General features: G+C 45.5%; 24 protein-coding genes. 11 read left to right on the forward strand and 13 right to left on the reverse strand.

Annotated features, from left to right (window positions below; all coding sequences use genetic code 11):
* Positions 1 to 55 precede the first annotated feature (55 nt).
* Together NDI48_12895 and rlmN are read left to right on the forward strand one after the other, a co-directional pair.
* Positions 56 to 313: a hypothetical protein gene (locus NDI48_12895; protein ID MEP0832099.1), complete on the forward strand. Its 258-nt coding sequence runs from the start codon at positions 56 to 58 to the stop codon at positions 311 to 313.
* A 258-nt stretch (positions 314 to 571) separates the two neighbouring features.
* Positions 572 to 1,723 carry a 23S rRNA (adenine(2503)-C(2))-methyltransferase RlmN gene (gene rlmN, locus NDI48_12900; GenBank protein ID MEP0832100.1) on the forward strand — a complete coding sequence of 384 codons (1,152 nt, stop codon included), beginning with the start codon at positions 572 to 574 and terminating at the stop codon, positions 1,721 to 1,723.
* 130 nt (positions 1,724 to 1,853) lie between these two features.
* Here rlmN and NDI48_12905 read toward each other — a convergent pair whose 3' ends face one another.
* Positions 1,854 to 2,033, reverse strand: coding sequence for a replication restart DNA helicase PriA (locus NDI48_12905; protein MEP0832101.1), 180 nt, complete (start codon positions 2,031 to 2,033; stop codon positions 1,854 to 1,856).
* A 781-nt stretch (positions 2,034 to 2,814) separates the two neighbouring features.
* On the opposite strand from NDI48_12905, the gene NDI48_12910 reads away from it, so the two are divergent.
* Positions 2,815 to 4,416, forward strand: coding sequence for an Hsp70 family protein (locus NDI48_12910; protein ID MEP0832102.1), 1,602 nt, complete (start codon positions 2,815 to 2,817; stop codon positions 4,414 to 4,416).
* A 6-nt stretch (positions 4,417 to 4,422) separates the two neighbouring features.
* On the opposite strand, the gene NDI48_12915 is transcribed toward NDI48_12910, so the two are convergent.
* Entirely contained in the window at positions 4,423 to 6,132 is a 1,710-nt protein-coding gene (locus tag NDI48_12915; protein ID MEP0832103.1) for an NAD-binding protein, read from the reverse strand.
* A gap of 231 nt (positions 6,133 to 6,363) precedes the next feature.
* Between NDI48_12915 and NDI48_12920 the strand changes: the two genes are divergently transcribed.
* From NDI48_12920 to NDI48_12930, 3 genes are all read left to right on the forward strand, one after another.
* Complete coding sequence (locus tag NDI48_12920) at positions 6,364 to 7,107, forward strand: 4'-phosphopantetheinyl transferase superfamily protein (GenBank protein ID MEP0832104.1); 744 nt, start codon at positions 6,364 to 6,366, stop codon at positions 7,105 to 7,107.
* 205 nt (positions 7,108 to 7,312) lie between these two features.
* The gene (locus tag NDI48_12925; protein MEP0832105.1) at positions 7,313 to 7,996 is read left to right on the forward strand and encodes a Uma2 family endonuclease; all 684 of its coding nucleotides are present in this window, start codon (positions 7,313 to 7,315) and stop codon (positions 7,994 to 7,996) included.
* 407 nt (positions 7,997 to 8,403) lie between these two features.
* Complete coding sequence (locus NDI48_12930; protein ID MEP0832106.1) at positions 8,404 to 8,919, forward strand: hypothetical protein; 516 nt, start codon at positions 8,404 to 8,406, stop codon at positions 8,917 to 8,919.
* Between the two features lie 9 nt (positions 8,920 to 8,928).
* Here the strand turns inward: NDI48_12930 and NDI48_12935 are convergent, their stop codons facing one another.
* The 4 genes from NDI48_12935 to NDI48_12950 all read right to left on the reverse strand — a co-directional run bounded on the left by NDI48_12935 (position 8,929) and on the right by NDI48_12950 (position 11,138).
* Positions 8,929 to 9,276 (reverse strand): hypothetical protein, encoded by a 348-nt coding sequence (locus tag NDI48_12935; GenBank protein ID MEP0832107.1) that lies wholly within the window; start codon positions 9,274 to 9,276, stop codon positions 8,929 to 8,931.
* Positions 9,277 to 9,303: 27 nt separating this feature from the next.
* Complete coding sequence (locus NDI48_12940; protein MEP0832108.1) at positions 9,304 to 10,182, reverse strand: hypothetical protein; 879 nt, start codon at positions 10,180 to 10,182, stop codon at positions 9,304 to 9,306.
* A gap of 41 nt (positions 10,183 to 10,223) precedes the next feature.
* Positions 10,224 to 10,607, reverse strand: coding sequence for a transposase (locus NDI48_12945; protein MEP0832109.1), 384 nt, complete (start codon positions 10,605 to 10,607; stop codon positions 10,224 to 10,226).
* A gap of 261 nt (positions 10,608 to 10,868) precedes the next feature.
* A complete protein-coding gene (locus NDI48_12950) occupies positions 10,869 to 11,138 on the reverse strand; it encodes a hypothetical protein (protein MEP0832110.1) in 270 nt (89 codons plus the stop codon).
* Between the two features lie 377 nt (positions 11,139 to 11,515).
* On the opposite strand from NDI48_12950, the gene NDI48_12955 reads away from it, so the two are divergent.
* A complete protein-coding gene (locus NDI48_12955) occupies positions 11,516 to 12,202 on the forward strand; it encodes a Cof-type HAD-IIB family hydrolase (protein ID MEP0832111.1) in 687 nt (228 codons plus the stop codon).
* Between the two features lie 183 nt (positions 12,203 to 12,385).
* Here NDI48_12955 and NDI48_12960 read toward each other — a convergent pair whose 3' ends face one another.
* On the reverse strand, positions 12,386 to 12,646 hold the full coding sequence (locus NDI48_12960) for a hypothetical protein (GenBank protein ID MEP0832112.1): 261 nt from the start codon (positions 12,644 to 12,646) through the stop codon (positions 12,386 to 12,388).
* Between the two features lie 450 nt (positions 12,647 to 13,096).
* On the opposite strand from NDI48_12960, the gene NDI48_12965 reads away from it, so the two are divergent.
* Together NDI48_12965 and NDI48_12970 are read left to right on the forward strand one after the other, a co-directional pair.
* On the forward strand, positions 13,097 to 13,705 hold the full coding sequence (locus NDI48_12965) for a DUF3318 domain-containing protein (protein ID MEP0832113.1): 609 nt from the start codon (positions 13,097 to 13,099) through the stop codon (positions 13,703 to 13,705).
* A gap of 160 nt (positions 13,706 to 13,865) precedes the next feature.
* Entirely contained in the window at positions 13,866 to 14,240 is a 375-nt protein-coding gene (locus NDI48_12970) for a hypothetical protein (protein MEP0832114.1), read from the forward strand.
* Positions 14,241 to 14,357: 117 nt separating this feature from the next.
* Here NDI48_12970 and NDI48_12975 read toward each other — a convergent pair whose 3' ends face one another.
* From NDI48_12975 to NDI48_12990, 4 genes are all read right to left on the reverse strand, one after another.
* The gene (locus NDI48_12975; GenBank protein MEP0832115.1) at positions 14,358 to 14,900 is read right to left on the reverse strand and encodes a DNA starvation/stationary phase protection protein; all 543 of its coding nucleotides are present in this window, start codon (positions 14,898 to 14,900) and stop codon (positions 14,358 to 14,360) included.
* A gap of 127 nt (positions 14,901 to 15,027) precedes the next feature.
* Positions 15,028 to 15,681: a helix-turn-helix domain-containing protein gene (locus NDI48_12980; GenBank protein MEP0832116.1), complete on the reverse strand. Its 654-nt coding sequence runs from the start codon at positions 15,679 to 15,681 to the stop codon at positions 15,028 to 15,030.
* Between the two features lie 108 nt (positions 15,682 to 15,789).
* Positions 15,790 to 16,281: a DNA starvation/stationary phase protection protein gene (locus NDI48_12985; GenBank protein ID MEP0832117.1), complete on the reverse strand. Its 492-nt coding sequence runs from the start codon at positions 16,279 to 16,281 to the stop codon at positions 15,790 to 15,792.
* Positions 16,282 to 16,413: 132 nt separating this feature from the next.
* Positions 16,414 to 16,677: a sulfiredoxin gene (locus tag NDI48_12990; protein MEP0832118.1), complete on the reverse strand. Its 264-nt coding sequence runs from the start codon at positions 16,675 to 16,677 to the stop codon at positions 16,414 to 16,416.
* 283 nt (positions 16,678 to 16,960) lie between these two features.
* On the opposite strand from NDI48_12990, the gene NDI48_12995 reads away from it, so the two are divergent.
* Positions 16,961 to 19,087 (forward strand): prolyl oligopeptidase family serine peptidase, encoded by a 2,127-nt coding sequence (locus NDI48_12995; GenBank protein ID MEP0832119.1) that lies wholly within the window; start codon positions 16,961 to 16,963, stop codon positions 19,085 to 19,087.
* Between the two features lie 51 nt (positions 19,088 to 19,138).
* On the opposite strand, the gene NDI48_13000 is transcribed toward NDI48_12995, so the two are convergent.
* The gene (locus NDI48_13000) at positions 19,139 to 19,594 is read right to left on the reverse strand and encodes a hypothetical protein (GenBank protein MEP0832120.1); all 456 of its coding nucleotides are present in this window, start codon (positions 19,592 to 19,594) and stop codon (positions 19,139 to 19,141) included.
* 69 nt (positions 19,595 to 19,663) lie between these two features.
* Between NDI48_13000 and NDI48_13005 the strand changes: the two genes are divergently transcribed.
* Complete coding sequence (locus NDI48_13005) at positions 19,664 to 19,927, forward strand: hypothetical protein (protein ID MEP0832121.1); 264 nt, start codon at positions 19,664 to 19,666, stop codon at positions 19,925 to 19,927.
* A gap of 389 nt (positions 19,928 to 20,316) precedes the next feature.
* On the opposite strand, the gene NDI48_13010 is transcribed toward NDI48_13005, so the two are convergent.
* Positions 20,317 to 22,332 carry a ribonuclease R gene (locus tag NDI48_13010; protein ID MEP0832122.1) on the reverse strand — a complete coding sequence of 672 codons (2,016 nt, stop codon included), beginning with the start codon at positions 22,330 to 22,332 and terminating at the stop codon, positions 20,317 to 20,319.
* Between the last annotated feature and the right edge of the window lie 113 nt (positions 22,333 to 22,445).

Below are 22,445 nucleotides of genomic sequence, written 5' to 3' on the forward strand. Positions count from 1 at the left end.
AAAACGGTTTAGCTCAAACTTAAAGATTCCAGAGTATCTGTTGAGGAGTGTAAATATGCGTTCAAAGACCATTGAATTATTTGTGGCGCTAAGCTTAGCAGCTACCATCGGTGCATGTAACGCGGGTAACCCAGGTGGTGACGCGGAAAAAACCGCCCCACAAACGCAGCCAAATCAAGAGGTGCAAGAGCCTGAAGGGGGTGAAGGCGGTGAAGAGGGTGAAGGCGCTCAAAAGGGTAAAAGCGGTCAAGAGGGTAAAGGTGATGAAGGGGGAGAAGGTGGTGAAGGAGGTGAAGGTGGCGAAGGCAGCTAACCTCCTGGTGGTATGAACAGCAGGTGGGCATTGTTACTCATTGCCCACCTATGTACATGTGTTCTCATATCAGTTCGTGGCAAATCTAGGCGCGATCGCAATACTTTAAGGCAATCCAGAAATTCGTAACCAGCTAGTAATAAGGGTGAAGTTCTACCATAGAGATCCAAGAGCAATTCATCATCCCTTATAACCGTGACGCCCCGTCTTTCTCCAATTCACTCTCAAAACAGCAGCACTACCCAAAATCCCCCAAGCGTGACTGAGGTAGATCAATCGGCTCAGTCACAGGCAACCTCAATTCCTCCGCTTTTGGGCGCGTCGTTAGCCGAGTTAACCGAATGGGTGCAACAACAGGGACAACCCGCTTATCGAGGGCGTCAACTGCACCAGTGGATTTATCAAAAAGGTGCGCGATCGCTCTCAGAAATTTCCGTTTTTTCTAAGCAGTGGCGGGAAGTTGTTGCTGATGTTTCCATTGGTCGTTCTACATTACACTATCGCTCACAATCCCCCGATGGTACCGTAAAGTACCTGCTGCGACTAGCAGATGGTCACATTATCGAAACCGTCGGTATTCCCACCTTTGCCAGAGGAGGAGAGGAAGCTTGGGATGGATGGGACGATAACTTTTCCGTTAATTCAAAATCTCAAATCTCAAATCCAAAATCCAAAGAACGTCTCACTGTTTGCGTTTCCTCCCAAGTGGGTTGTCCCATGGCATGTGACTTCTGTGCCACTGGCAAAGGAGGATTTAGCCGCAATCTCAAACGCCATGAAATAGTCGATCAAGTCTTAACCGTTCAGGAAGACTTTGGACAACGTGTCAGCAATGTGGTGTTCATGGGGATGGGAGAACCATTGCTGAATCTCGATGCGGTTTTGGGTGCGGTGAAGTCAATTAATCAAGATGTGGGAATTGGAATGCGATCGCTAACCATTTCCACCGTCGGCGTTCCCGGACGAATTCGCCAACTCGCCGAACATCACCTACAAATCACCTTAGCCATCAGCCTCCATGCCTCAAACCAGGCATTGCGAGAGCAACTCATCCCCACAGCGAAGCGCTATCCCTTAGAGGCTCTGTTAGAAGAGTGCCGGGAATACGTACAATTAACAGGTCGTCGGGTAACGTTTGAATATATCCTCCTCTCTGAACTGAATGACCTCCCCGAACACGCCATTGAGTTGGCAGGACATCTGCGAGGGTTCCAGAGTCACGTTAATCTGATTCCCTACAATCCTATCAGTGAAGTCGATTACCAGCGTCCGACACCTCGAAGAATTCAAGCCTTTGTCGAGGCACTAGAAAAGCATCACATTGCGGTTAGTGTGCGCCGTTCTCGCGGACTGGAAAAAGATGCCGCCTGCGGACAATTACGCGCTTCAAAAATTCCTCAACCTCTGTAATTTCCCCAAGTGGAAAGAGGGCTAAAGGACTAACAGAAAATCTGTTTTTTTGAGGGGAAATCGACTGTTCCCCCTTTTTTTTTCTAATTTGTTGATATTGCCGACTCAAGATGCAACGGCTTATTAGCCCCTAGCGATGAGCATAAATTCCAGGAGCGTAAGCCTCAACGACTCGGCCCGTGCGAGTGCAGTTAATCATCAAGTAGTCACAGGCAGGGCATTGAGTCTGGGTAATGTGAGTTATTTGGAAAAAATGCCTTTCTGCATGACTGCCACAATTAGGGCAACGAACTTTTTGTGTTATCTTCATTTTGCAACCTTGGTTTTTCAGAGAGTTATAAAAAAAGTCGAAAAAATTTTACAGTTTACAGATTCATTTCCTAGAAAAACTGTAATTAAATTTAACTGCTTAATCCAGGGATAAAATCAAAAATCGTAGCTTCCTGGTTCTTTTAATTATTATGTCAGTATTTATATCTCTTGACAAGAAAATGACAAGTAATTTTCAGCGATAGGCGTTGTTCTTCCCATTAACTCAATATCTAAAGTTCCGCGATCCCCAAGGTGAATTTGTGGGTTCGGCACTGATCCACTGGGATATTGCTGGAAAAGTGACGGCTGGAGACAGACCTGTTCACCTTTCTTAAAAAAATGCTTTTGCAGGCAAAAACAAGCATAAATTATTAAATTGTTTATCTCATATTCCTATTCTTAAGGTTTAATTAAGATTTGGGTTCTGTCGATAGTTAGATTGACGAATGGGTTTAGCAAGAAATAAACCTTTATGTTGTAATTTTCACTACATTGAAACGAGCGAAGTTTCTCCTACCGTTTTGTTAGCAATGCCTCTTCCGGGGCGAGTATCCGGAGATGACCGTAGCCGCAGGTGAGGATGAGGAGGCACCGCCCCTACGTCCCCACTTCTCCTGAGGTTTATTGAAAGTCTTACAGCTTTTTTCTATTAAACTGGATGATGCTCCCATTCCATGCTTTTGGGATCATCCTCGACCAAACCTATTGGAAAAGCGATTGCCCAAGGGGCAACAGCAAAGCTGATCACACGATGTCACTAGTTGTCTGCTACAACACAAATGGCGATTGCAATTGATTTTGGCACAAGCAACACTGTAATCACACGCTGGAATGCCGCAACCCAGCAACCCGAAACCCTCAACCTACCAGGACTGTCGCTGAAATTAGGGGACAATCCTCCATTAATCCCCAGTTTGCTCTATATAGAAGATGCAAGTCAGGGTAAGGTCTTGGTTGGGCAAGAAGTACGCGACAAGGGACTCGATCTCACCAATGACCCCCGCTTCTTTCGCAGCTTTAAACGGGGAATTGGTGCCGACATTCAAGGCTTCTTGCCCGAACTGGATGAGAAAGTTGTCAGATTTGAGCAAGTTGGGCAGTGGTTCCTCAGTCAGATTATTGAACAACTGAAATCCACTCAGGACGCTACCCTGGACTCCTTAATTCTCACCGTGCCGGTGGATAGCTTTGAAGCCTATCGCCATTGGTTGAGTGGCGTTTGCCAATCCCTGCCAGTGGAGCAAGTCCGCATTTTAGATGAACCCACGGCGGCAGCTTTGGGCTATGGCATTGCCGATGGGCAAACCCTGCTCGTGGTTGACTTTGGCGGTGGCACTTTAGATTTATCTCTGGTGCAACTCAATCAGGAAGCTCAAGTGGGTAAAAAGCCCTTAGGTTTTATTCTCAAGTGGGGTGAGAAGCTATTAGGAGAAAGTTCGGGACAGAAGGTGAAAATAGCCCGTGTTCTCTCCAAAGCGGGGCAAAACTTGGGTGGATCGGATATTGATAACTGGCTGGTGGATTACTTTGCCGAAACTCAAGGGTTGACGCGATCTCCCCTGACAACTCGACTCGCCGAACGCCTGAAGATCCAGCTTTCTGAGAAGCAATCCGCGACGGAAGTCTATTTCAACGATGAAACCTTCGAGAGTTACGAACTCAAACTTGATCGCCAAATGTTTGAAACCATCTTGAAAGAACACCAGTTTTTTGAGATACTGGACGACATGATGGAGCAATTGTTGCAACAAGGGCGTCGGACTGGGATAGATGTGTCCGATATCGATGCAGTTCTATTAGTCGGTGGCACGGTTAAAATTCCCGCCGTTCAAGATTGGGTCAAGAATTACTTCGACGCGAGTAAAATTCGTTGCGAGAAACCCTTTGAAGCGATCGCCCAAGGCGCACTTCAGCTCGCACAAGGGATTGAAATTCAGGATTTCCTTTATCACAGTTACGGTATTCGTTATTGGGATAGGCGTAACAACTGCCATAACTGGCATTCGATTATCAAAGCCGGACAGGCTTATCCGATGAGTGAGCCTGTGGAACTGCTTTTGGGCGCATCGGTAGACAACCAACCGAGCATTGAACTGATTGTTGGCGAGTTGGGGGCGCAGGCAGGGGCAACGGAAGTGTATTTTGATGGCGATCGCTTAGTAACTCGTCAAATTGGTGGAGGACAAACAACTGTACAACCCCTCAACGACCGCGATGGAGCGAGAACCATTGCTCAACTGACTCCTGCGGGAAATCCAGGACGCGATCGCATTAAAATTCAGTTTTGGGTGGATGCTGGACGTTCACTACGAATTAATGTTGAGGATTTACTGACCAATCAACCTTTATTACAGAATCAAATAGTCGCGCAGTTGAGTTAAAGTCCCTTATTTTGGCGTTCCAGCGTTGGCAATTAGCTGAGAGGCAGCTACACGCCACAACTGATCTAAACCAGAAGCGGGCATCGTGAGGTATAGTACATCACCGGCACTGAGGCAAGTCTCCAAGAGATCCCAGGCATGAATAGTTTGGCAGTTCGTTTCAATATATAGAGGAACAAAGTCTGCATCGATCGCAATCTCTTTGACACGCCGTCCACAAAAAGGATGTTTCGGTGTAATTAAGGTAGCTAAGGCAACCCACAGGGAATCGCCGGTCATCCCGTTGCCTAAAATCCGCCCTCCTAAAGCAGCGGCGGCAAACGACGGAGTCGCTAATTCGGCGGGACAAAGCACCGATTGAAATTCAAAAACCTGCTGTACCATCCGAGAAAAGTGCGGGTCTTGATTTCGCACAACCGCCGACAATTTGGGGGCAAGGTTTTTGGCACTCAGCGCAATTTGTAAGTTGGCGGTATCATCGCTGGTTACGGCTAGGAGTGCTTCAGCTTTCTGGATGTTAGCCGCTGTCAGCGTTGCGGATAAACTGGCATCTCCATGAATCACAGGGATTCCCTGGGAACGAACAATGTTGAGGAAACGGTTATTGAGGTCGTGTTCAATCACAACCACCTCATGCCCGTGACAATGGAGGTGGTTGACAATTTGCACCCCAACACCCCCTAATCCACAGACAATGTAGTGATGGCGTGCAGGTACTCTAGCCGCGTCCCAAAACTGTTTTAAGCGAGTTCCTAAGACAAAATCGTTGAGCAGGGCATAGCAAATCCCAATGACTCCGGCTCCTACTAGCATCATCACCACTGTAAACAGCTTAATGCTGTCGGGTGCTTTTTCTGCCACCTGTTCTTGACCACCCGCGCCGGTAATCATCCCCACCGAAAAATAGAGAGCATCGACCGCCGATATGTGGGTATCAAAACAAACATAGGTGAGTGTCGCCAGAAAAATCATGACAAACAGAGTCAGCGTCACCACCAAGATGGGTTGAGCGTGATTTTGAAACTGGCGTAAGTTGGTGAGGACTTTGAGGAATTTTGGTAGCCAGGAGTTGCGACGGTTACGGACATTCGGTTGGGTGCCGATAATTAAGCGATCGCCAACTTGCAACTTCCGTCCCTCGATCACAGCGGATACCAGTGCCACTCGACCTTTTACCGGAAGGTAATAAATCAGCATCCGCGATCGCTCATCCCACAGTTCGCTCAAATGGCGTCCCCGCCAGGGATGATGTTCATGGATTACCTCTTCGTAGATCGGCCAAGTTTGATTAAATAGCCGCAGTTGCCCGATCGCTTTATTTCCCAGTGCGGCGAAGGCAAAGACGGGTGCAGCCAAAGCCGATACACTCAGACTAACGTGGTCGGGAAGAGTTTGATCGAGGCGATCGCCCAAGCCACTATTAAACAAGCGATTAATGATGCGAATTCGGGGATTGAGGATTCTAGCCTGAGTCAGAATTGCCAAATTCAAAGCATCATTGTTACTTGCCAGAACCAATGTGTTAGCCTTTTGAATCCCAGCCGCTAGGAGGGTAGAAGCTGAGCTTAAGTTTCCAATCACAACATCCTCTGCCTGTTCTTCTTCAACCAGAGGTTTGTAATGGATGCCAACCACAGCGGCTCCCTGTTGCCTCAGTAAACCGAAAATTTTATATCCAGTGCGACCCAAGCCACAAACAATGATTCGGGGTTTCATGAATCAGCTTTGTTGACAGACGGACTGCTGCCTTGTAAGGGTTAAGCCCCTATTTTTATTCAAGTTGGCTGGGAGTACTGTAGCTGAAAACACCACTGCTAGAAGAAACAAAGATGTGACAGCCGGGGGAGTTGAGGGGTTGGGAAGAAGGATTTTTAGTCTTTTGGTTCAAAGTCTCTTAGCTGATTATTTACAATACTTACTGAGTCGAATCAACACAGGTCAACACGAGTGATAGCAGATGAGCCTTTATGGTATTCCCCACCGAGCAACTTGGTGTTATCAAAAGATCTTGTTCACATCTGGCGTGCTGACCTGAACTTACCGGAATCACAGATTCGGTCGTTAGCAAAAACCCTGGCTCCAGATGAGCACAATAGAGCCAATCGCTTTTACTTTGAACGGGATAGGAAGCATTTTATTGCCGGTCGTGGCATTTTGCGATCTATCCTAGGCCGTTACTTAAACTTGGAGCCAGCTCAGCTTGAGTTTTCTTATGGTTCCCGTGGCAAACCCGCACTTGCCAACTTGGGTATGGGAGAAACACTTTCGTTTAATTTGTCTCACTCCCATGAGTTAGCGATATATGCGATCGCTCACACTCCCTTGGTGGGCATTGATCTGGAACACATCCGCCCCATGGATAAAGTTGAGCAATTGGTTAAACGCTTCTTTTCTGCTCGTGAATATGCGGTCATCTGCTCCCTACCCGACGAGCAAAAGCAAGAGGCTTTTTTCCGGGCGTGGACTTGCAAAGAAGCTTATCTCAAAGCGATCGGTGATGGATTACCTGGACTGGATGGGGTTGAGGTTTCCTTAACTCCCGGAGAACCCGCCGCATTATTGAGTATCCAAGGAAACGAAGAGGCCGCTTCTCGTTGGTCTGTGTATCAACTTACACCATCACCCGATTATATGGCTGCTCTGGCGGTAGAAGGACAGGGTTGGAATATAGAGTATCTGAACTTTGAGTAGAATCCCTCAGATCATCTCCCGTGTGCAAGATTGCATTGAGGTTAAGGGTGCGATCAGATAGTGGGAATTAGACATAAGTGCCTGAAGCGAAGCTATCCTGTAGGGAATCGCACCTCCCAAATTTAGCTGAAATAAAACAAGCGATCGCTCACAAAAGTTGAGCGTTTAAGATTGAAGGTACCAATATTTATTAGGAGTGTGAGCGATGGTACAATCTGACCCTAAGCTGCGCTTACCAACTAGCGCTGAATTGCCTTGCTCAGACGACACGCCTGTGGATAACGAGAATCAAAATTTTATTCCTAATTTACTATTATTTTTGCTCAAATTTATCTGGGTAAATCGTTCTGACTGGTTTTTTGGGGTGGATATGGGAATTTATCACACCACAGGCGTGAGTCCGTTGGTGCCTGTTGTCCCCGATGGATTTTTGAGTTTAGGAGTTGAGCGTCATAGAAGGGAGAGGTTGCGGAAAAGCTATGTAGTTTGGGAAGAAAATGAGGTTGTTCCTATTTTTGCTCTAGAGATTGTGTCGTTGACACCAGGGGGAGAATATGACAAAAAAATGGAGGTTTATGCCAAGCTTGGAGTTTTATATTATGTAGTTTATAACCCAGAATATTGGCAGCGTGATAGACATCAGCCGTTTGAGGTTTATCGCTTAGTTGATGGGGAGTATCAATTGCAAATTGGCGAACCTTATTGGATGCCGGAAATTAATTTAGGGATTGGACGTGCGCCTTACCGGGATGGAGAGGTAGAGATTGAAGCATTGTATTGGTATGACGAACAACGAAATCGATATCTGACGGCAGAGGAAAGAGCAGAACAAGCACAACAGCAACTTGAACGCTATCGTCAGTTGTTTGGGGAGTTACCAGAGAGTTAAGGTTAGGCGATCGCACAGTGACGATAATAGAGTGCGATCGCCTGTGTTAGATTACATTGATGTTAAGAGAGTGATCGCATAGTGGGTATTAAGCAGACCTGTGCTCGCAGGTTGATGATAATAAAGGGCGATCGCTTGTCTCAGATTGCATTGATGTTATGGGAGCGATCGCATAGTGGGAATTAGGCAGAAGTGCGATCGATGGCTGAAACCCTTGTCAATACTGAATTCATAATCATTTGAAGTGAAAGCATTTCTCTGTCTAAGTTTGAATGCATTTTGGCTTCGGTTTTTGTCTAAGTCCTGATAGGAGACCAATCAATTTTCCTGTGTCCTAGTTGGTGGAAGTGACTTAAAGATAGTGAACAAGTACTATTGACCAAAATAGAAGAAAAATTGATTTCTCAATGAACACCTCCCTCCAAAAACTTCAACGTGAAATCCAGATAATCCGAGATGCTCTTTATCAAGACAATAACCTAGCAATAGATGTCAAAAATTCTATTCTTGGATTACTGGATTCTTTTCTACAGAATGCTATTGATGTAGACAAAATTTTATATAATTATCAACAATCGATTCATTTATCTATAGAAAAAAGAAAAGAATCACCTTTTTCTTGGAATTCAATTGAATATGATGATTATCCAGTTCAGCAGGAAAATAATTTTGATAAAGATATAGAATTTTATCATGAATTAATTACATATTGTGTTCGTTTGGGAAATACTGATTTACTTGATTACTGGGGAATTCAATATCTCTCACAGCCCGATATTCGCTTAGCTAAACCTATAAGTGATTATTTAGAAGAGTTTAGTGACTGGATAAATGCTCCTGATTCTATCGAAGACGGGATTGATCCAATCACTGTGCAGCCTTATATTCAGCACCTGATAGATAGTCTTTCAACGTTCATATAGTAGTGAAGGCTATTGATCTTCATCTAAAGTAGATTGCTCAATAGCCTGTTGGTGGCGTTTTTGTTGGCGCTTTTGACGGCGTTTTTCCAAAAACCCTTTTCTCTTTTGTTCAAGGTTATCAGCCTTTGATATTCTATCGCTAGTTGTTTTTACGTATTCCGTCATTATATTTAACGATTTTTCAATAACTTTTTTTTCAATTTCTTCTTCTTTAGTTAGAATCTCTTTTATGTCAAGCTCGCTCTCTCGTCTCTGTAATTTTTTGATTTCTCCTTCAGATTTTAAAGAATAACTAAAAATTAGGTCATTGATATTTGGACTTGTATTCTTCATATCATTAAACTCTTCTCTTGTCAAAGAATCTTTCTTAAATTATATTGCTTATCAATGAGTAGTGATTTTACGGAGTATCTCCTCTATTTTGGGTTGTACTTGGCTACGTTCTGCGCTAGGAATTTTGCTTAGTATTTTCTTGAATTTTACAGTTTGTTCTGGATTTAAGTAGGGCAACTTTTCTCGGTCTTGTTCAATTAATATTTCCAATATTTCATTAATTCGAGAAACATTCTTGAATTGATAATGTAGAAAAAGTTCTGGTGCTACATCATCTTCTTCTGTCTGATTAGTTTTTAAATCTCCTAGTATAACCATTGCCCGAATATATTCATAAAGGGCTGTAAGAGATTGATACTGGTCTTTTTCTAATTGTTCTGCTGATAAAACCGTCATTTGATACTGTAGCCATTTTAATTCCATTATTATCTCTTTGATATCTTGTCCTTTCAGTTCCTCCAGTACTGGCTTCAATTCTGTTTTAATTTTTTCTTTCATTTCTTTCTTTTCTTCTCGATTAAGAAAAGATTCTTTGACGGTGTTATATCCTATATAAGCAACAATTACAGTCAAAAGAAAGTTAACTGCGTTTTGTCCATTGGTGATGAAATTTTGTTGCTGATCGCCTAGCAAATCTATTTGCTTATCTAGTGTTTCACTTTTTGTCTTCAGTCCTTGAATATCTTGCTCTATTGTCTTGCTAGGGTTCTCCAAGCCTTTGGGTTGAATAGAGGCATCAGTACTACTTTTATTAGGATTGAGAGATTTGATTTTACCATCCAAGTCTTTGGCTGTTTGGTTTAACACTTGAACTTGAGCATTTATGTTGTCAATCTTTTTTTCTAATTGTGTTTTATAGTCAAGCCAAAAATTACCCAGTAAAATCACCCCAGGAATGCAAATCACCAAAAAACCCAATATTTTTTCCATAAAAATGCCGTGTAAATGGGGATAATTGGGACAGACTAAACTCAATCAATACCATTGATATTCAGTTTTATAAGCTTTTGTATTAGCTCCTCTTCCTCAACTATTGCTTGACGAATACGACTCAGCATATAAGAAGCTGTATTTTTATTAACTTTTATTTCTCTCGCAAGTTTACGCACACTAATATCTCCTGAAGAAGTCAGGAACAGATGAATTGCTAAAAACCACTTCCGTAAATCCACACGAGTTTGGTGAAACAGGGTACCCACTGTAACGCTATATGAATTAAAGCAGGTGTTACAGTGATATCTGCATTCTTTTCTTATAGCCGTAGAATTAGTGGATTGGCAATAGGGACACTGAGGAATGCCGCCCCAACGGATTTGTTCAAGCAGGGTAAGACAATCTGCGTAATTTTTCTTCATCTTAAGCTCAGAGTTCTGAGCTTAAGATGGTCTAGATTTTCAATTAAAAATTTATGGATTGTGCAAGACAACTGCCGACTGATAGGGCTGTTGGGTATGGGAGGGATGGGCAAAACCGCTCTGTCCGAGAAGTTCGCCCAGCAACGTAGAAGACCAACTTAATAAACTCCTCTCCCAGTGGCAAACCAAATATCCGCACACCCCTGGTTACACAGCTAACAATGAGAGAAACTTGCTGGGTCAACTCAATGCAGTCGAGGTTTAATGCACTTGGATGCGCTTATCGGGTTTTTGTTTCCTCGCCCAAGCCAGAAATTTTGCCATCTGCGGTTCATTCTTGAGCGCTTCCACAGAATTGAGTTCTTTCGCTAAATGCTTGTTGTCAAATAAGTGATGAATCTGTCGGTGGCAGGCAGAGCAAATATCGACCGTTGGGCCTGGATCGGCTTGCTTCCGTTTAACAGCTTGCTTGGGAATTAGATGATGAGCAGTTAAACGATTCACGTCTCGTTCACACAATTCACACTTCATGAGAAAACGCTATTGAATTGGCTTTTTACTTTCTACTGACTAAAGAACTTCATGCATATTTTGCACCAGTTGCAAGGAGAGCCTCTCATCAGGCGAGGCTTGCATACTTACCCCACAATAAAAATTTTTCTTGGGGGATGGGCGGGACGCCCGTCCTAAAAATCGTGCAAGATTCGAGTTAATGAATGCGATCGCCTATAGACCCAAACTCACAACTTTATTTGGCTAATTAATCCGATTGTAACACAAGTATTACAATCGTAGTGTATTCGCTCTTTTCTACTCAACATCGTCTCTTGGAGCTATGACCCAAGCGAGATAAAGCCTCGCTCCAACTCAAGTAGGATTGTTTCAAGGCTTGGGGAGGAGATGAACGAATGCACTACCTAGCACTGGCTACGGACTACGATGGCACACTTGCCTCAGATGGTCGGGTGGATGACGAGACGATAGCAGCACTCGATCGCCTGCGGGACTCTGGTCGAAGATTAATCTTAGTAACAGGGAGGCACCTAGACGACCTGCTCAATGTCTTCCCTGAGATTAACTTGTGTGAGTGGGTTGTTCTGGAAAATGGAGCTTTGCTATATCAACCCGCAACCCGCGAAGAAAAGCCGTTAGGTGCTCCTCCACCAGAAGAATTTGTCAAGGCGCTGCAACAACGAGGTGTTGACCCCCTTGCGGTGGGACGGGTGATTGTTGCTACCTGGCATCCTCACGAGAATACGGTATTAGACGTAATCCGCGACTTGGGGCTGGAATACCAAGTGATTTTTAACAAAGGTGCTGTGATGGTGCTTCCTTCAGATGTCAACAAAGCCTCTGGACTCAGTGCTGCCCTCAAAGAATTAGGCTTATCGCCACATAATACGGTGGCAATAGGAGATGCGGAGAATGACCAGGCTTTGCTCGACTTTTGTGGGTGCGGGGTTGCCGTTGCCAATGCCCTTCCCATGCTCAAAGAGCGTGCTGATTTCGTCACAAAAGGCGATCGCGGTGCTGGAGTTGTTGAACTCATTGATAAACTCATCGCCTCTGATTTGGCAGAACTTGCTCCTCACTGAGGTGACTTTTCACGCCATGTGGAACAATCAACGCTAGAATTACCACTTCAGCCCTATGGCCAGCAAGGGAAGCTAGAGAATTCAAAGCCTCTCTCAGCTAAAAAAAAATTATCCGCTTCCCTCTCCTATACAGGAGAGGGTTAGCCAGAGGTGGAGAGAGGTTTTCCATCTCCCTCTCTCCCCTCACGATGTGGGCGGTTCCTCGCGTTTAGCGAAATCTGACGGTGGGCGATCGCTACTCCAAGCCCACCACACATAGCTGCACTGACATTGATAAAATTCCTGCCACTTGCGGCGATAGTCTTCTGTCATCACAGGCGATCGCCGATTCATCCAAACTTGCTCAGCTTCCCTAGCAGAAGCTCGACACTTGGGACAACAGAATTCTACAGCGTGAGTCGCTGATGTTGTCCATTGAGGAGGAATTGGGGAAAAAGCGTCCATCTAAACCTCTGTTGGGAACGTCTGCAAATACCGACCTTGTGTTAACGAAGGATGCACAAAGCGCAAACGTCTTAAAGTCATCGTCCCAAACAGACCAGCCGCGCCTATACGCATAGTCTTACTATGGGGAATTGGACTATCGCAAACCTTGGGTTTAACTGCCATTGCCAGTGGTTAGTATCTAGATAAGATTTTGAGTAGTGGAATACTTATACTGATTCTTGTAGAACCTTAAGTTGAAATGCTCTACTGTATTATGTGCTTATTTTAAGGTTTCCTGGGTGATTATGTTGTTTCTGAGCCGCTATGGTTTGGGGTGGCAGACCCCAAATCTCTCGATCTAGTTTTGCATGAGAAATGGGATAAGTTTTTTTTAGGGCACAGTGGTTTCAATCTTTGTAACTCGGTTGGCCCATAACACTAAATTTTGAATGCCCAGCAGTGAGTCCGATGAATCCAGAGCCTGAAATTCGCCGTTTGATTGAGCTCATGCCTGCTTCTGGGCGGATGCTGACGAAAATTGTTAGTAAACCGCAACAGACTACAGTCATTGAAAGCCCCTTTCCTCCCATTTGGTCACAAGAGCGGCCTATTTATATTAACTTTGACTTGTGGCGTCGCTTGCCCAAGCCCCAACGAGACATGCTGCTGCTGCGGACAGTCTGCTGGCTGGTTAGTATCAAATGGTTTAAGCCGGACTTGTATCAAGGAGTCGTTCTGGCGGGGTTGCTAGGGGGGATTGTGGAACTGGCGCAGGGAGATGCTGTAGGGATCGTGGTCGCTACAGGATTGAGTGCGCTCGCAGGAACCCAAATTTGGCGCAGTACCCGCAGTTCTCAGTCTGAGTTAGATGCCGATGAAAATGCGATTAAAGTGGCGACACGACGTGGTTACACTGATATCGAAGCGGCTCAACATCTCTTGGCGGCGATTGACTCTGTCGTCCAGATTGAAGGGCGGTATGGCTTAAATTTCACAGACTTGATTCGCGCTCAAAATTTAAGAGCGATCGCAGGTCTCTCATCGGTAGGTGTTCCCGATACGGTTAAGCAGGAGTAACCTTTTCCCAGCGCTCAATCAGAATTGTTACAGACATTTGCAGAATCTGTCTCAGGAGTGTGGGTTTCAATCCAGACAAAATGCTAATCTGCGACGGCAGCTCTCTGAAGGAGGAGTTCAGCATACATTGAGAGCCAAAATTCACAGGGGGTTGGAAGTCATGGCTGAGTTCGAGCTACGCCTACAACTTCAAGGAGATGTGGAAAAAACAGTAAGGGTAAATCGAGATGAGTTTGTAGTAGGTCGTTTAGCTGTATGTGATTTGCACTTACCTTTCTTGGAGATTTCTCAAGAAGGCCTTCCTGATGAATGTGTGGTGAGTGAAACGACCTTTGCTAGGCTAAGCCGAAGGCAAGGCTTAGTAGAGATGAAACACTACCGTTTTAAAGGGATTAATCAACCGGCTCTTATTTATCAAACAAAGAGAATATCGAATAAGACGTTATCCTCAAAATATAGTCATTTAAAATCTAGCCATTTATTAACCGTTGTTCCCTCCGCCACTTACCACTCCCGGCAGGATAATCAGCGTTAGTAGGGACGGAAAACACTTGTCACAAAGATTTGGATTCAGGGATTTTTAAAAGATTTTAATTCTCAAAGGAGGCGGCACTTTGTCCGCCTCCAAAGCCCTATCGACTATTAAATCTGATTACTTCATTTCCACAGGAACTCTCATTCCTTCGGCGGATAACCGACCGTCCGGGTCAATGGATTGACCTTCAATGAAGGAACGCAACATCCAAGCCATTTCCTCATGTTGCTCCATCAGTCCGGTGAGAAAGTCTGCGGTACCTTGGTCGTGATATTTATCACTACACTGGTCAATGTGCTCGCGCAGGCTGCGGATAACCTGCTCGTGATCGGCAACCAAGTTTTCTACCATCCCATAAGCGTTGGGAAGACTACCTGCATCTTCGTTAATCGAAGCGTGTTCCAAGAAGCCCTTAGCTGTACCAACCGGATAGGCACCCAACATGCGAATTCGTTCAGCGAGCGCATCGATATTTTCTGTTAAGGCTTCATAGTGTTCTTGCCACAGTGTATGCAACGAACGGAACTGTGGGCCAACAACATCCCAATGGTACTTTTTCGTTTTGATTAGCAGCAGATATGCATCAGATAGGTCACGATTTAACAAATCGGTAACACCTTGACGTTGCTCTTCTGATAAACCGATATTTAAGGGGCGCATAATCTTTTTCTCAATAGTTTGTCACCATTGCCATTGCAACAAATCTATACAGGAGTTTCATCAGCCTCTTGGAAGAGACTAGGGTTATCTAGAGTAATAAGATTTTCAGGGGCTGGACGAGCAACAATCAGGTATTGGAGGGATTGCCAACGGGACTGACTTTGGCGCGGTATAAGAGTTTTTCTGCTTGTCGGTAGCCAATGTAACGAACTCTTACTGCTTCTCCAGGCTGTGCCGTTCCTTCCATGAGTTGATGCAGGTGCGGATCGTAAGGAATTTCTGCGCCGACAGATGCGATCGCTTCTACTCCCCATTCTTGCAGCAGTTGTTCTACGGGTCGCACTAAGGGAAGTAATCTTACAGCCGGTAACTGCTGATTTTGTTGTGCTGCATAAGCTGCCGTTGGCCATTGCAAGAGCCAGGATTCTATGACTTGTAAGCTCGACTGCTGAAATTCCTGCATCAAAGTCTCTCGCTGCTCGTGCAATTGCTGTTGCAGCCGTTGATACTCCTGGCTCATATCTGTTGGTGAATTTAGCACATCAACAGATTCAGTGTCACCAAAAATTGTTAGTAGCTCAGTCATGGATACTTGCAGAACTTGACTAATTTTGAGTAGGGTTTCTACTCGCATCTGCGCTATCTGTCCCTGCCGCAGACGCCTCACCTGGCGTTCCGAAACCGCAGCTTTCCTGCTGAGTGCCTTAAAACTCGAAACACCCGCCTGCTGCATGAGTTGCTGCAAGGGGTGAGTGAAATCTTGAGTGTGGAGCGGGGTCATTTTTGAAGTTGATGAATGAATGCAAACATGACCTTTTGATCTGAGTGATGTATTTCAACCCTAAAACTCGAAAATCCCCCGTCAACTTGAGTATGGCCGGGGATTTTATTAATCTTCCAATAGACTTCTTAACATCCAAGCGGTCTTTTCATGCACTTGAAGCCGTTGAGTTAACAAATCTGCGGTAGGTTCGTCGTTGACTTTTTCAGCCAGAGGAAAGATGGAACGAGCCGTCCTTGCCACAGATTCCTGTCCTTCGACGAGAAGGCGAATCATCTCCTGAGCTTTGGGAACACCAGGCGTTTCTGCAATTGAACTGAGCTTGGCAAAGTCACTGTAGGTACCGGGAGCTGGGAAGCCTAAAGCGCGAATGCGTTCGGCAATTAAATCGACAGCTAAAGCGAGTTCGTTGTATTGTGTCTCAAACATTAAGTGCAATGTCTGGAACATTGGGCCAGTCACGTTCCAGTGGAAGTTATGAGTTTTGAGGTAAAGCGAATAGGTGTCGGCAAGCAGGCGAGAAAGCCCCTCGGCAATCTCTTTGCGACTGTCCTCTGGAATACCGATATCGATGGGTAATCCTTTTGATTGAGTTGGCATCGTTATCTCCTAATTAAAAAAATAATTCCGCATTGATGAGGCTGCTTTCACGCCTCTTGATGTTATGCATGTCGCAATTCAGTGTGAATCATCCCTTTGGCAGAAGCCGTGTAAGGCAACAACTGTTAAGGGTTAAGCTAAGTGCTTTTGTAGCACCGAGCGCGGTGCTTTGCGAACTCGGCACTTGATGGTTGATTTACCCAGACGCTGGTGTGCTTCAAAGCGATGACACCCGGAGAAGCCGTAGTACTGTCCATCGACTTCCAGGACATCAATGGGTTCGCGCAATCCTTCTGCCTGAATCGAGTCCATCAGTGCCGCTACTTTAGTGGGATCATTCTCTCGCGGCAGGGGACGACGAATTGCCCCTAGAGGAATCTCTCTAACCTCTATCATCTTGCGAGTTGCTTCCTGAGTTTCAAATCCTTACTCCTAAATCATAGTCGTTATGACTTTAGATTGCAACCCGGTGTTCAGCTGATGTGCCTTTAAGTTGCATGATTTGGAGCGCAGGGTCATAACTCGGCAGAGAATGGGGGCTTGCTCTAGAACAGTTGTGTGGAATATTTAGAGCCAATCACCTCATTGATGCTAGGAATGTCGAGCCTCATAATTCAAGTTTGCAAACACGCCCTAGTGTGAACGCTAAACTAGACATTGCTGCTTAACATCCCACTTTATGCAATCTTCCAGTCAAGCCTTTGTCTACCCACCTACGCGCAAATCTGACCAAGTTGATAACTATCACGGTACACAAGTAGCCGACCCTTATCGCTGGCTGGAAGACCTAAACTCAGAGGAAACAAGCGCTTGGGTGAAAGCGCAGAACCAACTTACGTTTAGTTATATCAGTGAGATTCCGGTACGAGAACCCCTTAAGGAGCGACTCACTAAGCTATGGAATTACGAAAAATATGGGATTCCGTTTAAGCAAGGAAACCGTTACTTCTATTTCAAAAATGATGGCCTTCAGAATCAAAGCGTCCTCTACACATTAACGACTCTTGATGCTGAACCAACCCTATTGTTTGACCCGAATCTCCTCTCAGAAGATGGCACAATTGCCTTATCCGGTTTAGCTATCAGTGAAGATGGTCAGTTGATGGCTTATGGTTTATCGACCTCTGGTTCTGACTGGAACGAGTGGAAAGTGCGTAATGTCGAAACAGGTGAAGACTTCCCGGATGATTTAAAATGGGTCAAGTTTTCTGGGGCGTCTTGGACTCATGACAGTCAAGGCTTCTTCTATAGCCGTTATGATCAGCCAAATGAGGCGACAAAACTAGAAGACTTGAATTATTATCAAAAACTCTACTATCACAAACTGGGTACGCCACAGTCAGAAGATATTTTAATTTATCATCGTCCAGACCAAAAAGAATGGATGTTTGGCGCGGGTGTGACAGAAGATGGTCGCTACCTGATTATCTCTGTCGATCGCGGAACTGACCCCAAAAATCTCATCTATTATAAAGATTTGCAAACACCCGATTCTCCTGTGGTGGAACTGATTAGCGAATTTGAAGCTAACTACAGTTTTATTGATAATGAGAGTTCAATCTTTTGGTTTCGCACAGATTTAGCGGCTCCTCGTGGTCGTGTGATTGCGATCGATATTAACAAGCCTACCCCCCCTAACCCCCCCTTGTTAAGGGGAGAGAAAGGAATGAGGGAGGGATGGCAAGAGGTGATTCCACAAAGCGATGAAACCTTGGAAAGTGTCGGTTTACTCAATAATCAGTTTGTTGCAGATTACCTAAAAGATGCTCGTTCATCCATCAAGATTTTTGACTTAGAAGGTTCTTTTGTTCGGGAGGTAGAATTACCAGGAATTGGTTCAGCGGGAGGTTTTGGTGGCAAGCGCTATGACACAGAAACTTTCTATTCGTTTACCAGCTTTACCATACCAACAACCATCTATCGCTATGACATGGTGAGTGGTAAAAGTACGCTTTTCCGACAGCCGAAAGTTGACTTTAAGCCGGATGAATACGAAACGAAGCAAGTTTTTTACACAAGTAAAGATGGGACTTCAGTTCCGATGTTTATCACCCATAAAAAAGGGTTGAAGTTGGATGGAAACAACCCAACTCTCCTCTATGGTTATGGTGGCTTCAATGTGTCTTTAACACCGAGTTTCTCGGTTAGTCGATTAGTGTGGATGGAGATGGGTGGTGTCTATGCATTACCGAATCTGCGTGGCGGTGGTGAGTATGGCGAGGAATGGCATCAGGCGGGAATAAAGCTGAATAAGCAGAATGTATTTGATGATTTCATTGGCGCTGCCGAATGGCTAATTAATCATAAGTACACTCAACCTGAAAAATTAGCGATTTCAGGAGGTAGTAACGGTGGCTTATTAGTGGGTGCCTGTATGACACAGCGCCCAGAATTATTTGGTGCAGCACTGCCAGCCGTAGGGGTAATGGATATGCTGCGTTTCCATAAGTTTACGATTGGTTGGGCCTGGTGTTCGGATTATGGTTCCCCAGAGAATTTAGAAGAGTTTAAGGCTTTATCTGCCTACTCACCGTTGCATAACCTCAAAACCGGAACGGCTTATCCAGCAACATTGATTTCAACGGCTGATCATGATGATCGGGTATTTCCTGCTCATAGTTTCAAGTTTGCAGCCGCTTTGCAAGCGGCTCATGGGGGAGACAAACCGGTGTTAATTAGAATTGAGACAAAAGCAGGGCATGGTGCTGGAAAGCCAACGTCTAAGATTATTGAAGAATTGGCGGATGAGTGGGCTTTCTTGGTGCGATCGCTCAATATTGATGCAGAGCTAATTAACCGATTGTAGATTGTGGATTTACGATCCCCTAAAATCCACAATCAATCCACTTAAATTATATTAAGATGACGAGCTGGGGATCAAGCGTTGCAAGGTATTCATTGCCTGCTGAATGTATTTCTTGGCATGGTGTTGTATTAGCATTCTGTCTTGAAGATCTGTTGCCTCTAATCTCATTCGACCTTCAAGAGCGTCGTTGAGCATCTCCTCACCAAGACTGCCCGGTTCAGGATTAAGGTAGTCATCAATCGCTTTTAAGGCTTCAAGAGCGACTACGATATCGCCTTGCAGGATTGAGCTTGGGGGTTCGCTGAGCAACTGTTGTCCTTGGCAATACTTTTTGTTGAGAGAAGGAACACGCTCTAAAAGGTTGATTACGGACGGGTGGATGCGGACGGAGGTTTTGGGTGCAATGATGAATACCTCTACATCATCCCCAACAGGCAATTCTGGGGAAGAGATTTCGATCTTTTTTCCGGGTAAGACTTGAGTACTAATGTGAAGAGCTGATTGCATAGTCGATTGTCTCTTATCGCTCCGGTTGATTGTTCTTTCTATTGCCGGGGATGGACTGAACGAAATCGGGTGAACATCTTGATCCTGCATAAATTTCCTGAAATACTCTGGATTTTGCGTCACAGGTTGTTGCGATTGCGGCTATCCCGCCTCTCGGCTTTAATCGTTGTTAATTTCCTGCTGATCTGTGCCGTTTTGCACAATGAGGCTAATGCCCTTCTCACGCCAGCGAGAGTGCATCCCGTTGGTAAGTATCAGATGAGTTCATTTCTGGTTCTAATTTGGCCTCTGGGTAGTTGGAGGCATCAAAGCACAGGTAATCAAACCTGCTGATGCAGGCTGCAAAACCTGATTTTTTCTGAAGTCCAAACTATCAGACTAGCCTAGAGTGGAATCTGGGCGAATGTCGTTGCAGAAGCAATTTCAATACTTAAGGCGAGAAGAGCTGATCACCGAGAAAGGTGCTACCGATTCAGCGAGCTTATGTTCCTTCAAGAGCGTATTGACACGTTTTGTCTGAATGGGGCACAAAAACGGGTAACGCTCATTATCGTACTGCTTTTTCTCGGATTTGTAATCTTTTTCAACAAATCAAACCCCATCCACAAGGGATGGGGAAACTTTGAACTGTTGTTAGCACAGGCATAGCGCAGATGCTATTTCTGTATGGGGAACTTCTGTGAATTCTGGTGTACCGATAGATGAACAACTGAATGGATGCTCTAGGTGGCAGCCGGTTGAGCCTCTTGAGCAATGAGTTCTTTGAAGTGAATCACATCTTGACGAGGGTCGGCGTGGCTGACTTGCACATCTAAGCGATCGCCCAGTGCAACGGAGCGCCTAAAACGCATCTTCAACTCTAGACCTAAATCTTCCAACAGAATCAAGCCCTCGTTATCCTGTTCTCGCAACCAGCGCAGGACTAAAGCTTGCCACACCCGATCTGCGTTACGCCGCAAATATTCCAATCCCCAATAACGATTGGTCTGACGTTCCACCCAAGTCGCTTCATTCGCGGCTGTTGTGACACTCAGCATCGTTTCTTGCAATTGTTGGGCCGTAAAAGGCAATGGGTCACCCCTTAGATGGGCTTTAATCTGGAAATGAGACATCAAGTCGGTGTAGCGACGAATGGGAGAGGTGACTTGAGTATAAAGTTCCAAACCCAAACCCGCGTGCCGCAAGGGTGTAATGCTCATCTCACTTTTGGGCATACACCGACGCATGGCACAGAAGCGGACTGGACCTGCGGGGAGTTGCATCAGTTCTTCTTCGGAAGGGAGTTCCGGCTGTGGCTGTCCGCGAAAAGGCAGGGGAATTTGATGGGTTTGACCATAGCGTCCTGCGACTTCTCCGGCGAGAATCATCATTTCCGCTACCAGCAGCCGCGATCGCGAATCCTCTAAAACCTCAATCGAGATTTCGTCTTCATTTTTAACCTTAATCACCGACTCTGGCATGTGGATGCTGATAGCGCCCTGACTCCTGCGCCACTCCTGCCGCTTGTAAGCCCAAGTCGCGATTTCGGCGATTTCCGGTTCTGCCTGTACTCCGAGCTCCAACATCTCATCCACGTCTTCGTAGGTGAGTCGATAAGTGGGTTTCACGAAGCTGGCGCGGATTTGATAGTCTTGGATACCGCCTGTTTCATCCAAAACAACACCAAAACTGAGCGCGGGACAAACTCTCCCCTGAACCAAACTCATCGGTCCTGTTGCCAGTTCCGGCGGGAACATCGGAACCATGCCTGTCGGCAGATACAGCGTCGTACTGCGCCGCCGTGCTTCCAGGTCAAGTTCATCGCCTTGCATCACCAAGCGAGTTGGGTCGGCAATATGAATCCAGAGGCGTTGACGACCATCCTCAAGGACTTCTAAGCTCAAGCCATCATCAATTTCTTGAGTACTTTCGTCGTCAATGGTGTAAACCTTTAAGCCTGTCAAATCCAAACGGTCTGAATCTGGGTCAGGCGGTGGAGAAACCAGGGATTGCTGCGCCACTTCAATCACCTCTCGACGAAAATGAATAGGAATTTGACTACGCCGCAAAGGCAAATTTTCGTGAGGACTCCACCACCCCAGTTCCACCAATAAATCCAAAGCACTTTGAGGAGTTTGAGGACGTCCTAGTACGGATAATAGATCTTGAGCAGGACGAGCGGTGTTTTCTGGATGGAGGACAAACCGTTCTAAGCTATCAAACCGAGAGCGATCGCTATCCTGCCACTCTTGCGCGATCCCAGCTAATCGCTGCTGTACGCGTGTCAAAAAATCTTGTTGCTCCCGCTGCTTTGATTCTTGCGCTGTCCGTTGATGTTTGATTTCAGCAACTACAGCAGCAGGGCGGGGTTCATAGCCGTCTGCTTTTTGTTTGAAGTAGAGCTTGTCTTCAGACAATAAGCAGTAAGCTGCATAGCACAAAGGCGGACTCTGGTCAGAAAATAATAGTTGCGCCATTTTGGCGCTGGTCACCGCTTCTCCATCTTCAACCAACAATTCCCAAGCCACTTCTAAACTCGTTGGGTCTAAATATGGCTCTACCTCTTTGAGAAAGCTCGGAATTTCTGATGGTTTCAAGGTACATCCCGTCACTTCGTAAGTGATTTGCCGGGGATGAAGCGTATGAGATTGACCGCGTTCGTCTACGACAATCCAATGCTTTTTGCCCTCTGGACGGTCTACCGTGGCGAGACGGCGATCCCCGCCGAGACGAAATTCAATTAATGTTCCCTTTTCCACCAGTTTCGCTAACCCCGGTAGCGTTTTTGTAAATAACCTAAACCTAGTCTATCGAGTGGTCGGTGCTATGCAAAAGTTGACCGACGAAGGATCGAAGTACAAATGACCGACAA

This window comes from Microcoleus sp. AS-A8 (assembly GCA_039962225.1).
Lineage (GTDB): Bacteria > Cyanobacteriota > Cyanobacteriia > Cyanobacteriales > Coleofasciculaceae > Allocoleopsis.